We start from the raw sequence: 14,537 nt of genomic DNA, 5'->3' as shown, positions 1-14,537 counted from the left end.
AAATCCCCGTCTTTTGTCTTTTAATTGGCACGGCAATGGCGCTACTTGAAATCCGTAATGTCACGCGGCGCTTTGGCAGCTATACCGCGGTCGACAATGTCAGCATCAGTGTGGAGGCGGGGGAATTCTTCACGCTGCTGGGGCCGTCGGGCTGTGGTAAAACAACGCTCCTACGGATGATAGCCGGGTTTGATCTTCCCGATTCCGGCCAGATCCTGCTGGACGGACGAGATATGGTCGGCACACCCCCGGAAAAACGCCCCGTGCATACGGTATTTCAAACCTATGCGTTATTTCCGCACATGACGGTAGCGGACAACATTGCGTTTCCACTCAGGATGGCCGGCAAAAAAACACATGAAATACAAACCAGGGTAGCGGATGCACTGGACAGTGTCCGCCTGTCGAATTTCGGCAACCGTTTCCCCAACGAATTATCAGGCGGGCAGAAACAGCGAGTGGCGTTTGCGAGAGGATTAGTCAATCGCCCCCGATTGTTGCTGCTGGATGAACCATTGGGCGCACTCGATGCCAAATTGCGCGAGGAAATGCAGATGGAGTTGATCAATCTTCAGAAAGAGGTTGGGGTAACGTTCGTTTTTGTTACCCACGCCCAGAATGAGGCGCTGGCGCTGTCCCATCGCATCGCCGTGATGAACCGTGGCAATGTCGAGCAAATCGACGAACCTTCCAAAATCTATGGCTTTCCCAAAAATCGCTTTGTTGCGGATTTTATCGGCAAGATCAGCATGATGAACGCGCAAGTCCTGGAGGCTGCGCCTACCCATTTGAGACTTGATGTGGGCGAAGTGGGGGAAGTTACCACCGCTGGCAAGGAAGGCATCAAAGCGGGCGACAAAGGTACGATCGCGATACGCCCCGAACAGATATTGATTTCCCACCCATCCGAAGCGCGGCGGCTGAAAAACCATTTCCTCGGTAAAGTACGTGATTTTTTATATGTTGGAGATGTTACCACTTATATCGTTGAACTCCCCAATGGTGCCTTTATAGAGGCTTTGCTGCCTAATTCCGCACCTGGACGTGCAAAGTTTTTCGAGGTAGGGGATCAAGTAAGCATCTCGTGGCATCACGATGCGGGTATTTTTCTCAATGACTAAAGAAGAAGCCAATGCGCCTCGCGCTGCCCGATTTCTGGTAAGCGGACCGCCGCTATTGTTCCTGGTCGTGTTCTTTGTTGTCCCCAGCCTGATTATGATCCTCACCTCGTTCCGCTTTCCGGGCGAGTTCGGGGGCCTGGCGCCCATCACTGCGCCCGCGGGAGCAGTCGACGGCGAATACGGCCTTACTGCCGAAGCTTACCAGTTTTTTTTTAGCGACATTCTTTACGCTGAAATTTTTCTCAAATCCTTCGGCGTTGCGTCAGCAACTACCCTCATTTGTCTCGTTATGGCCTATCCGCTGGCAGTGCTGATCGCGCGCAGTGAAAAACGTTTCCGAAATCTGATGGTGCTGCTGGTGGTATTGCCATTTGCCAGTAATTTCCTTATCCGTATTTATGCCTGGATGATTATTCTTGGGCCGGAATCCGGACTCAGCCATTTCATCAATACTATTCTCGGAGCATTCGGGATTGCCCCTGTGACGTTGTTGTTCTCGCCGTTTGCCGTATTGATCGGCATGGTATATGTACACCTGCCGTTTATGGTGCTACCGCTTTATACCAACCTGGAAAAGCATGATCCCTCGCTTCTGGACGCGGCACAGGATCTGGGAGCCAACGGCTGGCAGCGCTTCTGGCGCGTAACCTGGCCGCTATCTCTCCCCGGCGTTTTTTCGGGCTCGGCACTCGTATTCATCCCGGTACTCGGCATGTTTGCCGTGCCGGACATACTCGGCGGCACGGGCGACATTCTCATCGGCAATCTGATCAAGGATCAATTCCTTGGCACCCGTGACTGGCCTTTTGGTTCAGCGCTATCAATCATGCTGACGCTGGCAGTGCTCTCCGTCGCCGGGCTGGCTACCTGGTTCGCACGCTCCGCCACCGGGCAGCGCGCGGCGTAGCATGAGCCGCACCAATATCTGGCTTTGGTCCGCAGCGGGCGTGATTTACGCCTTCCTGTACGTTCCGCTGGCTATCGTGGTTTTGTATTCGTTCAACGATTCGAAACTGAATGCCGAGTGGGTGGGATTTACATTGTCCTGGTATAAAACGCTGTTCCAGAATACGGAAATGCTCACCGCCGCGCGTAATTCGCTGTTTATCGCGCTCAGCGCAAGTTTTAGCGCAACATTGCTCGGCACGATGGCCGGTCTGGCGATACATCGGTATAAGCTCAAGGTCTTGCCCATATTGGTGTTCACGCCAGTCGCGATGCCCGAAATCCTCCTGGGGGTATCGCTGCTCCTATTCTTTTTGCAAGTGCTTAATTTAACGCTCGGCATGGTTTCTATTATTATCGCGCACACCACATTTTGTATCGGTTTCGTTGCCATCATCGTACGGGCGCGGCTCCAGGGCATGGACGAAAGTATTTTTGAAGCGGCGCGCGATCTCGGCGCCTCTCCCTGGCAGACTTTTCGTCTTGTCACCCTGCCGCTGATCATGCCCGCAGTGGTTGCAGGAGCCTTGATGTCGTTTACGTTGTCCATCGATGACTTCGTCATTACATTCTTCACCAAGGGAGTGGGCGAACCGATTCTGCCCATCCATATCTATACGATGATAAAGGTTGCGGTGACGCCGGAAGTGAATGCCATCTCCACATTGCTGATGCTGCTCACGCTGGTCATGATCATCATTGCAGCCAAGCTCGAATCGCACGCCTCATCAAGCGCAAACGCAACGTCGCGCAAGGCGAAATGATGATGAATACGCGGTGCACCTCCCCAGCGCCGACCGCATCGTTCGTGCTCCTGCTTGCATGGCTGGTTCTGTCCACCACGGGTTGCGCGAGACAGGATCAGGATATTGTCCTCTCCAGCAAGGAAAACGTTCTGCATTTATTCAATTGGAATAATTACATTGCGCCGGAAACGGTCAGACGCTTCGAGAAATTCTGCAATTGCAGGCTCTCCCAGGATTACTATTCCGATAATGAGGAAATGCTGGCGAAACTGTCGGCGGGCGCGACCGGCTACGATCTCATCATTCCCACCGGTAATGCAATGGACACCCTTATTCGCCAGGGCGCGCTGAAGCCGCTGGATAAATCCTTGTTGACCAATATCGGGAATATCAATCCTGCATACCTCCATACAACATTCGATCCCGGCAATAAATACTCCGTTCCATATGCCTATACGCTTACCCTGCTCGGCTTCAATCAGGAGAAAGTAAAGAGCCTTGGCCTCCCTACCGACACTTGGGCAATCATTTTTGAGCCGAAATACCTCGAAAAAATCAAAGGACGCGTAACCGTGCTCGACAGCCAGCGCGAACTGATGGCTGCGGCGCTAAAATATTTAGGCTATTCGGTTAATGATACCGATGAGAAGCACTGGAAAGAAGCCGCAAACCTGATCGTGCGCGCCAAGCCCTACTGGGCCGCCTTCAGCAATACCGGTTATATCAAGGAGTTGGCCGTTGGCAACTTGTGGGTGGCGCAAGGATATTCCAACGATATGTTCCAGGCGGCGCTTGATGCCAGAAATACCGGGCGCAAATTTACCATCGGCTACTCGACTCCGAAAGAAGGCGCGGTTCTGGCACTCGACAGCATGGTACTGCATCGAAGCGGAAGTCGTCCCGACCTCGCCCATCAATTCATCAACTTCATGCTGGAGGGGAGGAATTCCGCCGAGCTAACCAATCTCATAGGTTCCGGCAATCCCAATACGGATGCCATACAATATATCCAGGCAGAAATCGCAGACAATGAAGCCATATTCCCAGCCCCCGAAATGCTGAACCACCTTGAAATGCTGCGGGACCTGGACCGTAAACAACGCCGCGTGTTAAGCCGCCTGTGGACCGAAATTAAATTGAGATAGACCGCACAATCCGAAATAATAAAGAAGAAATCGCGAAAAACAGCAGCGGTTCGTTCCAGGTTCGTTGTTCGCGCTCCTCGAAAGTATCTGCGAGGCAAGCCATGCGGGGGCAATAACTCCAATTAACTCAGCAGTAGAAGAAGTAATCACTGTTCCGGTATAATAATTTTGATTCATTATTTCTCATCCCGTTGAATACATTATGAGCTACTACCTGCGGCATGTATTTTTCTGCGTAAACCAGCGTGAGCCGGGAGCCGTATGCTGTAACAATCATGGCGCCCAGGCCATGCGTGATTATGCCAAGGAGCGAATCAAGGCCCTCAAGCTCGACAGCAAGAGCAGAAGAATACGGATTAACAATGCGGGTTGTCTCGATCGCTGCAACGAAGGTCCGGTTATCGTTGTCTATCCCGAAGATGTCTGGTACACGTATGTGGACAAAGAAGATATTGACGAGATCATCGAAGAACATTTGAAAAACGGGCGTATCGTCGAGCGGTTGCGAATTTAGGGCAGGCAATAAACGTATTTTCATCCATATTGTCAAGCATACTGTTGAATTCACATATTCCACAGAAATTATTCATTAATGGCCCGGCAGGGAGGTTGGAAACGGTTCTGGCGGAGCCGGATTTCCGCTACCGCCGTGGCTTTGCCGTGGTTGCCCATCCCCATCCATTATATGGTGGGACAATGAATAACAAGGTGGTCCATACGCTGTTCAAGGCGTTTCTCGAGTTGGGATTTGTCACAGTCAAATTCAATTTTCGCGGCGTGGAACAAAGCGAAGGCGAACTTAACTCAGGCAAGGACAACGGGGCGGGTGAAACGGAAGACGTGCTTGCGGTGGTTGAAACCATAAGAAACGAATTCGCTGCCTCTTTTGATACCCCTCCACTATTACTACTGGCAGGCTTTTCCTTCGGGGGCGCGGTCCAGGCTTATGCGGCGCAACGCCTCAAGCCGCAAATAGTGGTATTGGTGGCTCCAGCCGTTCAGCGGCTCAGCGCGCCCCACCTCGCCAAACCCAATACTAAACACGACATTGAAAGCGCCCGCCAGGTCCTGATCATACAAGGTGATCAGGATGAGGTGGTTCCCCTTCAAACTGTCCTGGATTGGGCTGCTCCGCAGGAATTACCTGTGGTCGTCGTGCCCGGCGCAGAGCATTTTTTTCACCGCCGATTGCATATCCTCAAGCGCATCGTTCTCGATTCATGCTGATTCGGAAGGAAGCCGGAAGGCCGGCACAGGCGGCCATTGATTAATGGGCTGACGCCAGCGCCCAGAAAACGCCGGGATCGGCAAGCTAACGCCAGCTCTCTTTTTACCGGCTCATATGCAAGTGAGCATCATCGACCGGAAATCATCAAGAAATCCCATTTTTTTTGACATATTGGGGATTTTTTCACCTGCGTCGATAAATTTATCCTGGTCGCGGAAATTGCGATTGTCAAAAATGGTGAGATTGGCCTTGGGGCCGAGCTCGAGGCTGCGAACCTTATTTTCCCAGTTGAAGCCGAAGGGTCCGGTCATCACCGGCAACTCGACGGGGCCGACCATCAACAAGCTATCGCCGTTAAAGTCTTTCTTATCGTATAGCTTCACCCAGCACCCGCTATTCGCCGACGTATCGGTCGATACCTTCACCGGCACCATCATTAGCACCGGTACTTCAATGATGGTTCCTTCCTCCTTCTTTCCCGACTTTGAATATTGCTTGCTTTTTTCCGCATGCTTCGATTTATCGTTCACCCTTGATTTATCGGTCGAGTCTTGCGCATAAACACTTGACCCGGCACATAGCCCAAACACCGCCGCAATGGCGATCAGGAGATTGCGTGGGTTCTTTGTCAGAATATTCATATTATTCTCCTTAAAAGAATGGTTGAAAGATTGATACCCTACCGATATACGGTTGTATATCGCGCGGAAAGGACCGACCTGTTGCAAAGTACCGACACCCCATGTCGTTGGTCGGTTATTGCGAAACAGGATTTTAAGACCAGGGTACGGAGCCAATCCGTTCGCTGGCATACATACCTAAAGGCTAATGTATTACTCCGTTTGCTGCGCCTGTGAAATCAAAAAGATGCGGTTCTTTTAAATCACGTCGGGCGATGTGGAAACCAGGACCGGAAATTGAACACATAATGTAGATGCGCATTTCTGTCGAATTCAGCAGATCTTCACTGAGTATTGAACGTGCCAGGGATTCAGGTATTCAACGAGTCCTCGGATCGGATATATTTTCACCAGGCATTTTTTCCTTCAACTTTCCAGCCAGCCTCCACGGAATCCGGCACGACGCAAGCCAGTCAACAAGTAAGGGCATTGCCGCATCAGTGACCACAATAATCCGGACCGGTAGTTTTCTATCATTATTACGATCGGACCCTGGTTCAAACCAAAATGATATAGCGACACCCAGCCAAATTCGCGGTTGGGTTCAACGGGAAAGGTCGGATTGAATGTGGCTTTATAGCCGTACATCTGGGCTTTTCTCAGGCTCATGCGTTCGAAGTTTTCGATGGTCGGAAGCACAATCTCGGGTGCGAACGGGAGCGAAGCGACCACAGCCCATGGCGCCAGCGTACCGTCATCAGGGCCGTAAGGCGAACCGCGGGCGATATAGTCGTAGAAAACCCGGAGGATGCCCTTTACCTGCTCGGTGACAGGCCCCGGCCCATCGCTGGAAGTGATGCCCCAGCAATGCTCATTGTAATTCTCAAACTCAAGCGGATTTACCTTGGCGTATCGTTGCTGAACGAACGTCGCGCGCCTGGAATTTTCGAAGTAGTCCATATCGTGCTCGCGCATGAATGAATCTCGAATCCCCCGGAAGTCGATCCATGCATGCGACAATTGATGGACAAATAATGGTCCTGCGTAAAGCAGTTCGACGTCATACGTTTTTTTCCAGGTATAGGTCGAAGTCCACGCGGTGTAACTTTCTTTCGGCAACGGATGTGTGGGCGAACCGAGCCCCAGCAGGTATATGATCAGGGCTTCGTCATAGCCTTTCCATTGATAAGGCAAAAAACCTTTCTCCGGAGTCCAGCCGTGGCTTACCGCCGCCTTTCCATTTTGCATCCAATGCCAGTCAGCCCGCCGGTAGAGCGCATCGGCAAGCTTGCCGATCTCTTCCTCCTCTGCCGTTTCATGCCGAAAGTAAGCCTGTGCAACCAACATACCGGCGAGAAGAAAGGCAGTATCCACGCTGGAGAGTTCACAGTTCCAAACGCGCCTCCCTGTATTCATGTCAAGGAAGTGATAGTAAAACCCCTTGTAGCCGGTAGCATCGCTTCCAGGACCATGGGGCGCGTTGGTGAAAAATCTCAAAACGGCGAGTGTGCGTTTTACCGCTTCGTTGCGAGTCATGAAACCCCGTTCGACTCCCACCGGATATGCCGCGAGTGCCAAGCCTATAGCAGCAATGCTTGCCGGCCAATAAGGGCGCGATTTATCGCGGATGAGCCCGTTGGCGGGGTTGATTTCATGGATGAAATACGCGAACGACTCCTGCTGCAGGCTGCTTAGCAATTCATCTTGTTCAGATTGCTCAGACGCGATGAGCTCAGGTTCCGGCATGATCGATTTTTACGATAAAAAAGCTTTTTCAACCTCGTTTTCCAGGCCTTGACCTTCACTCCCCCCGTTGCCTTGCTGTATCCGATGTGATAGCACAGCCATTTATCTCGGCCGCTATTGCAGCATGTGACGTGAACAGCGCGGCAGATAGAACAAGGCGTAGGGTCATTTTTCCCCACTCAAAAAATCCAAAAAGGAATTCTATCGGAGGCTGTGCCGTATTTCGGTGTGTTAGCACACCAACAAAAAACGAATCAATGGAACGGCAAGCTGAGCTGCAAAAATATCCCTGAAGAAGTTGAAGCCGGCGAAGGCCGCGTGCCGACCTGATCTTGTGAATGTTGAGGCGGAGGCAGAAGCAGAAGGGGCAAATTGATCTTTCCGAAGAAAACGGTTTACACTAATCCGTAGATTTTTGTGTTCCTCGCCAAATTGTGCCGAAGAAGTTTCGCAAAAATCCTCGAGGAAATCCTTATGCAACGTCTACTCATCGTTCTCGGGATACTGCTGCTGGTCACGGGCGTCGCATGGCCGTGGTTATCGAAACTACCATTCGGACGGTTGCCGGGAGACATTATTATCGAGCGGGAAAACTTCAGGCTCTACTTTCCGCTGACGACAGGCTTGCTGGTGTCCTTGTTTCTGTCGTTACTGCTATGGTGGTGGTCCCGTAAATAGCTGTCTTTTTAGAAGGGCATGAACAATTGGATCTATATGAAGCGATGGTGTTCTGGTTCGTCAAGGAATTTGTAAAGGCCATCCTGGGCCTCGGGCTTGTGCTGGGCATTGTCGTCTTCTTATGGTGGATCAATACCGAGGACTAAACCATCGTATTCGTGTGTTTTCAGCGCACTTCGATTAATTGCGCGCCAGTTGATTCACCTCCAGTTTTTCATTTTCTTTTTTACTTCCCTTTTTACTTCCTTTTTTACTTCCTTTTTTGCTTTCTTCAGGTAGATCGCCCTTGATCGCATTTCTTGCCAGAACTTGCTCCGGCAACGGCTGAGCCCGGTCGAGAAGGGGCTTCAGGATGGGCAGGAGATGCTTCATGACTTGCGTGGAAAGCGCTGAGGTAAACGTATAGTTGGCGGCGTCCGCGCCGGGCACAAATGCGGTCATCGTCCCAAAAAAGCGGTCTCCGATGAAGAAGACAAAAGTGGCGGAGCGATTCACGGCGCGTGATTCCTTGATGACACCAGGCGAAGAAAACGTAATATGACGATGATCGCCCGTCCCTGTCTTGCCGCCAATTGAAATTTCAGCCCCATCCTCTTCCACCATGGCTCGCGCCAGCCGCGAAGCTGTACCTGTCTCCACCACGTCTGTCAGTACGCCACGCACTGCCGCGGCCAATTCGGGAGAAAACATTTTTTCGCCTTGAATGGGCGCTCGTTCGACCATCGTCTCAAAAGGGGTGTCGGCTCCGAAATGCAAGCGTTCGATTAGGACGGCAGGCAGTCGCACTCCATCATTCAGAACGATACCCATCAATTCCGCAAGCGCGGCAGGATGATCAGCGGAACTGCCGATAGCTGTGGCTAGTGAGGGCACCAGCGAATCGAACGGATAGCCGAGGCGTTTCCAACTACGGTGAATTTCGAGAAATGCTTCAAGTTCCAGAAGACCACGAATGCGTACATCCTGCGAATTCTTGTGTATGGTCTTGAACAACCAGTGGTAGACATCGATTCGCTCGTCCTTGCTCGCCGTGATCACGTCCTTGTACTGGGCAAGTGGATGGGAATTCAGGTAGCGTACCAACCATAATTCCAGCGGGTGGACGGTTACTACGTAGCCCTGATCGGCCAGCGAATATTTGCCGGGTGCATAAGCCTCATACAGGTCTTGAACCATTGTCGGGGTCACATTTTTGAAGCCGGGCAGATACGGCGCCATGAATTTCTCGAACTCTGCAAGGGTAGACTCCGGGTAAATATAACGGTGAGCGGCCGCCAAACGGCGTGGTGTGTGCCGGAAACTGGAGAAGAGCAGTTTGCTGATTGCACCCGGCTCCGTTGTTTTACCTTTGTACTTTAGATAAAAACGATTGATGAATTCCGTGCCTTCCTTGTCCGCGAAGCGTTTGAGATATTCCACGCGGCCCGAATTCCCGACATCCTTGAGTATCTTGGCCGATGAACCTCCTACCTGAAACATGTGATAACGCACGATATCGCGCATGAGGCGGATATAGACAAGGTTGACTGAATTCCTTGTCGCTTCGCGTACGCTCATGATCTTGCGGTCGTCTTCATGTTTGAAATTATGAAAGACGTGCGAGCCGCCGCCGGTAAAGAATCGTTCTTCGGGATTAGCCGAGTACTTGCGTTCGAGAGCGGCATCCAGCATGGACGCCAAACTCTTGTCGCTGCTTTGCAGGAGATAACCAATTGCCCAGCGGCTGAGAATATCGCCGGGGTCAACCTCTTGTCCATTAAGTACTTTCGGCGCCAGCGCCGCATATTTGTTATGCAGCGCCTCGACAATTTCAAGATAGGTCACCAACGTCCGCAATTTTGCGGTGGAACCTAAATCCAGCTTGGTCCCCTTGTTAATGTCCAGGGGTTGTTCAAAATTATCCGCCAGGATTCGAAACTTGGCGCCTTGCGGCGTCAATTCGGAAAGCGTGAAGCTGTAGATAATCTTTCCCGGATCTTCCGTGCCCAGCAGACGGTGTCCATAGAGCCCGGCAGCCTGCGCATGTCCCATATCCTTCAACTGGCGCAACATATCGGTGGTCTTTTTCTGTAGCTCCAAGTCAAGCGTGCTTTGCACCGACAAATCCAGGCGGTCCAGGTCATACATGCGTTGCAACCCGAGCTGCGAGGCGAGACGCACGCGAACAGCATTAACAGCCTTCTTCGACGCAAAATTCCTGCCTTCTTCCGGAGAACGTGCAACACGAAAATTCAGCGGCAGCTTGAGCGCCTCATCCCTGAGGCGATCCGGTATCACGCCAGCCTGAGCCAACACTCTTAGATAGCTGTCGGTAAGTTCACCCAGTTCTTTTCGCCCCGCTATCAGGTAATAGGAAGGTCTACGCTGGGCAATCATCAGGCTCAACACGTGTTTGTAGAGGAGCGCCGTTTCGGCAAGAGCGTCTCCTTGTACAAACCGCGAGTTAAGGATGTGATTGGTTTTGTCGAAATCCAGGCCATACCATGCCCACAGGCCGTCTCCTATCCCGTTCGTTTCTCCGAAACCTGCAGCTGCCGCAAGCGGGACTGTATTAAGGTAATCCACTACGATCTGTTTGCGCGCAGGCAGTGTGTACTCGCCCTGCAGATAAGTGCGCACGGACGCAGACGCAATCTGTTGAAGCTTATCCGTTGCATTCATCGTCATTCCGTTGGGGGAATGGCGGTATTTTTCAATTTGCGTTGCCAGCGTGCTGCCCCCTGATACATCGTGCTCGGGACGAAAAAGCTGAATCGCCTTATCCAGCACTGCCCTACCCAACCGGTTCCAATCGACAGCCGGATTTTTTTTCGGTTGGGTCAGGTCCAGTAATTCACGATTTTCGATGAACAGCAGGCTATTCGCCACCACAGACGGCACTGACTGGAAATTCTCGTAAACACGCGCCGGAAACGCAGCGCGATACAATGGCTCGCCATCATCGGCAGTTATTTGCAGACCAGCCTGGGATTTTTCGCGATAGGGAATAAACAGGCCCTGCTCTACAAGTTCCTCCATGCGTGCAGAAACCCGTGCCTGCGCATGAACCTGAAAGCCGTGCTTTGCCAGATGCTGAAGCAATTCCGGTAGGCGACTATAGCCCAGGCGAATATCATATGGCCCCGCCTGCGAGAAAGGCGGTTTGTCGCTCGGTCCACTTTTCATCTCCCAGCGCAGATCATCGGCCAAATTCCACAGTTGCCGCGCTTGATAGGAAGACGTTAGAACCTCCCGGTAAAGAAGGAGGGCTGCAATAGCAAGTGCGGCGAGAAGCAGAGTCAAAACTGCAAAGGCAAAAAATCTGAGAACGCGCCTCACGATAGAGTCATCAAAAATAATAAAACACTAAAGATCCATGGAAGACACCAAGTCACAAGGTTTACAAGTATAGGTAGGAGAAATCTTTCTCGCAGCCGCATTTGAGGGGTAAAACCCCGCCAAATCGAAGTAAAACGGCAACAAATCGATTATGACTCGAATACAACTGACGACAGCGCTTTCATAGAACAGGACCCGGGTCGCAATCAACAATGAGGATGATGACGGGGCATGATGCGCTGAGTTCACTGTTGCTCTCTGTTGCCCTCGAGTTGTTTGAGTTATTTGGTTTTATGCGAAAATTTGATTCTTGCCAGCCCTGCTCGCCCGGGAAAATCCGGCAGAGGTTCTGCTTGTTGCCTTATAGTTTCCGATTACCGAATATGAAGGATATAATCTCGTCCGCCGATGGGCGGCGTCATCGTCCGCCGATGGGCGGCGTCAAAACGCCAGGAAGATGCCCAGATAGTACAAAAATAAATGTATTGCGCTCCTTTGCTCCTGAAGACAAACCTCCAGGAGATCAACCTCCGGTAAGAGCCCATCTGCCGGACAAATGGAACATTCGATGGAATTCGTTAGTCTCCTGCTGAAGACAGTTATCCTTCGCCCCTATGTATTTGTGTTCCTGGCCGCGTTCCTCTTCTCCGCAAGCAGGCTGATCGGCTGGCGCAGGACAGCCTGCTTCATGGCTATTACATATATTGTGGCGCTTCTGTGCGAACTCTCTTCCACTCGCACCGGCGTTCCTTTCGGCTGGTATTACTATACCGGTTCAACCGTCGGGCAGGAATTGTATATCTCGGATGTCCCCGCGATGGATTCCCTTTCGTTTCCCTTTCTTCTCTATGCGAGCTATTGCATGGCTCTGGCTTTTCTCCTGCCTGCCACCGGCACAAGCCCCCGCCCTGGTATGAGTATGATCCCGATGGGATTCCCTCTCGCAACCAGAACCGGCTGGCCGGCAGTGGTACTTACCATTCTTTTTTTCATGTTCATCGACGCTGTCATCGATCCGGTCGCGCTCCGCGGGGACCGTTGGTTCCTCGGTCGGATATATTACTATCCTGATCCCGGCACGCATTTCGGCATCCCGATAGCTAATTATATTGGCTGGGCTGTCGTTGGCTTCCTCTCTCTTCGCGCCTATCTTCCTCTCGATCGCAAACTTCAGGCCGAAGCCAGCCTCTTCCCTGCCCCATCGGTGACCGGGCGCGTGTTGCTCGGTTGCGGCCTATATTATGGGGTATTGATCTTTAATCTCGTCATCACTTTCTGGATTGGAGAATCGCTTCTGGGGGTTACAGGCTTATTCATTTATATACCGATCACCGTACTGCTTGCTCTTCGACTCTTGGGTCACTTGCCGGCAACGGATAAGGCGTAAGGTCTTTCTTCATTTCTTCTTCATCGAATCCTGCCGTGCTCACCGCAATATGGACAATCGCGGCAATAACCCTCCGACAGTTGGACGGGGACGGGGTTGAGTAAGCTCACCAAAAAGGCGAAGCTCATGGGGTACGAAAAAGGGGTACGAAAAACCTCTTCGTATAGCGCTTAATTGACAAAGGAACTGGCAAATAAGCTGAAAAATAAGCTGTCGACCTACAGGATTCAGGATAATACCTGAACGATCCGTAAGGACGATATAATGCCGCTCATAGCAGCTTAAAGAAATGTTCATCTTATAAAAATTGGAGTGCAAAAAATGAAAAAAATGGCCTTATTGCTAACTGTTTCCGCATTGGTGAGTTTGGTGGGTTGCTCGAAGACGGATAATTACACGCCGGCCGAGAATATCAGCGGGGAGGACATATTTTATACAAACTGTACAAAATGCCATAAGCCGGAAAGCGGCAGCGTGATGGTTATAAGCACCGCAATGGCGAACAAGGATGCCATTATTCAGAAAGTTCAGAAAGGAAGCATGGGGATGACCGCATTTCCCAACATTAAAGGCGAACCGGCGCAACGTCTGGCAGAATTCGTCCTGGCAAATAGCAAAACCAAGTAGTTTGACCATTGGCTAGCCTTTTTTGACACTGATGACGCGGCCATGCCGGGCACAAACGGATGACATGGTGGATAAAGGAGCGGCATGGGCAAAGGAAAATATTTGACGCCGCCACTGCCGGCGAGATTACATGACGCTGTCGTTGCCGGCCACATTTGTGACCCCGCCGCTGCCTGCGGCCTAACAGTGCTTTCCTCGTCTATCACATTGGGGGGTCGCCAGGCATTGACATGGTTATTGTAAAGTGGGCGCTTGTTGTCATTGCCGTTGTCGTCATTACGGGGTTACTCGCCGGTCAACTCGGGCTGCTCAAAGGCGCGCCACCCACTGACCTGGGCGTACATGACGGCAGGCTCAAGCCTCCCTCGAAAACACCTAATAGCGTGTCGAGCCAGGCTTCGCTCTACCCCGATCATCCACAACGCACGTATGCCGAGATAGCACCGCTGCCGCTGAAAGGCGATCCGGACGCTACGCTGGACCACATCGCCGATGTTATCAGGGCAATGGATGGTGCCAAGATAGTCAAAAGAGAGCCAGGCTACCTCTATGCACAGTTCACTACCCGGCTCATGAAGTACGTGGACGATGCCGAGTTCTGGTTCGATCCCGCCGCCAGGGTGATTCAAGTTCGCTCGGCATCCCGCTTGGGAAAATCGGATCTCGGCGTGAACCGCGAGCGCATCGAATCCATTCGTCATAAACTGGGTTCCTCTTGATTGTTGAGCCGTTGCCCAAAATGGCTGGGGGTTCGCCATGCACCGCCCATCGGTGGGGAAAGCATGAATAAACCCGCTTCGCGCATTGCCCCAAGATAGAAATAACCCGTTTTCAATCGCTCTTCCTTAAACATGACTGCTGCGCTCCGCCCGATCTACCGGGCGAATTGCGCCGAATTAAATGTAACCGAAAGGTATTCTGAGAAATAACGTTGCGCCATATTGAAGGTTACCGAAAAGGAGACCTTGATATGGTA

General features: G+C 51.7%; 13 protein-coding genes. 10 read left to right on the top strand and 3 right to left on the bottom strand.

The features are described from left to right. The first annotated feature begins 35 nt into the window (after positions 1 to 35). From BLS94_RS07650 to BLS94_RS07625, 6 genes are all read left to right on the top strand, one after another. The gene (locus tag BLS94_RS07650; protein ID WP_072767362.1) at positions 36 to 1,121 is read left to right on the top strand and encodes an ABC transporter ATP-binding protein; all 1,086 of its coding nucleotides are present in this window, start codon (positions 36 to 38) and stop codon (positions 1,119 to 1,121) included. Continuing rightward, a complete protein-coding gene (locus tag BLS94_RS07645; RefSeq protein WP_072767361.1) occupies positions 1,114 to 2,028 on the top strand; it encodes an ABC transporter permease in 915 nt (304 codons plus the stop codon). Before BLS94_RS07650 ends, BLS94_RS07645 begins: the two co-directional genes overlap by 8 nt. A 1-nt stretch (position 2,029) precedes the next feature. After that, entirely contained in the window at positions 2,030 to 2,830 is an 801-nt protein-coding gene (locus BLS94_RS07640; RefSeq protein WP_072767360.1) for an ABC transporter permease, read from the top strand. Then, positions 2,827 to 3,957 (top strand): ABC transporter substrate-binding protein, encoded by a 1,131-nt coding sequence (locus BLS94_RS07635; RefSeq protein ID WP_371130248.1) that lies wholly within the window; start codon positions 2,827 to 2,829, stop codon positions 3,955 to 3,957. Before BLS94_RS07640 ends, BLS94_RS07635 begins: the two co-directional genes overlap by 4 nt. Before the next feature lie 202 nt (positions 3,958 to 4,159). After that, entirely contained in the window at positions 4,160 to 4,471 is a 312-nt protein-coding gene (locus tag BLS94_RS07630) for a (2Fe-2S) ferredoxin domain-containing protein (protein WP_072767359.1), read from the top strand. A 44-nt stretch (positions 4,472 to 4,515) separates the two neighbouring features. Further along, the gene (locus BLS94_RS07625; RefSeq protein ID WP_090959383.1) at positions 4,516 to 5,184 is read left to right on the top strand and encodes an alpha/beta hydrolase; all 669 of its coding nucleotides are present in this window, start codon (positions 4,516 to 4,518) and stop codon (positions 5,182 to 5,184) included. Positions 5,185 to 5,295: 111 nt separating this feature from the next. On the opposite strand, the gene BLS94_RS07620 is transcribed toward BLS94_RS07625, so the two are convergent. Both BLS94_RS07620 and BLS94_RS07615 read right to left on the bottom strand, forming a co-directional pair. Continuing rightward, entirely contained in the window at positions 5,296 to 5,826 is a 531-nt protein-coding gene (locus tag BLS94_RS07620; protein ID WP_090959246.1) for a beta/gamma crystallin domain-containing protein, read from the bottom strand. 405 nt (positions 5,827 to 6,231) lie between these two features. Further along, the gene (locus BLS94_RS07615; protein WP_090959242.1) at positions 6,232 to 7,551 is read right to left on the bottom strand and encodes a glucoamylase family protein; all 1,320 of its coding nucleotides are present in this window, start codon (positions 7,549 to 7,551) and stop codon (positions 6,232 to 6,234) included. 474 nt (positions 7,552 to 8,025) lie between these two features. On the opposite strand from BLS94_RS07615, the gene BLS94_RS07605 reads away from it, so the two are divergent. Further along, positions 8,026 to 8,229, top strand: coding sequence for a DUF2905 domain-containing protein (locus tag BLS94_RS07605; protein WP_072767355.1), 204 nt, complete (start codon positions 8,026 to 8,028; stop codon positions 8,227 to 8,229). Between the two features lie 180 nt (positions 8,230 to 8,409). Here BLS94_RS07605 and BLS94_RS07600 read toward each other — a convergent pair whose 3' ends face one another. Further along, a complete protein-coding gene (locus tag BLS94_RS07600; RefSeq protein ID WP_256325330.1) occupies positions 8,410 to 11,511 on the bottom strand; it encodes a transglycosylase domain-containing protein in 3,102 nt (1,033 codons plus the stop codon). Positions 11,512 to 12,115: 604 nt separating this feature from the next. Here BLS94_RS07600 and BLS94_RS07595 point away from each other — a divergent pair. From BLS94_RS07595 to BLS94_RS07585, 3 genes are all read left to right on the top strand, one after another. After that, a complete protein-coding gene (locus BLS94_RS07595) occupies positions 12,116 to 12,934 on the top strand; it encodes a carotenoid biosynthesis protein (protein WP_090959379.1) in 819 nt (272 codons plus the stop codon). 321 nt (positions 12,935 to 13,255) lie between these two features. Further along, a complete protein-coding gene (locus BLS94_RS07590; RefSeq protein WP_072767354.1) occupies positions 13,256 to 13,561 on the top strand; it encodes a c-type cytochrome in 306 nt (101 codons plus the stop codon). 230 nt (positions 13,562 to 13,791) lie between these two features. Continuing rightward, on the top strand, positions 13,792 to 14,280 hold the full coding sequence (locus BLS94_RS07585; RefSeq protein ID WP_090959233.1) for a DUF1499 domain-containing protein: 489 nt from the start codon (positions 13,792 to 13,794) through the stop codon (positions 14,278 to 14,280). Positions 14,281 to 14,537: the final 257 nt, after the last annotated feature.

It is taken from the genome of Nitrosospira sp. Nsp18, assembly GCF_900103145.1.
Taxonomy (GTDB): domain Bacteria; phylum Pseudomonadota; class Gammaproteobacteria; order Burkholderiales; family Nitrosomonadaceae; genus Nitrosospira.
The sequence above is the reverse complement of the archived record's forward strand: the minus strand, read 5'-3'. Positions and strand labels throughout refer to the sequence as shown.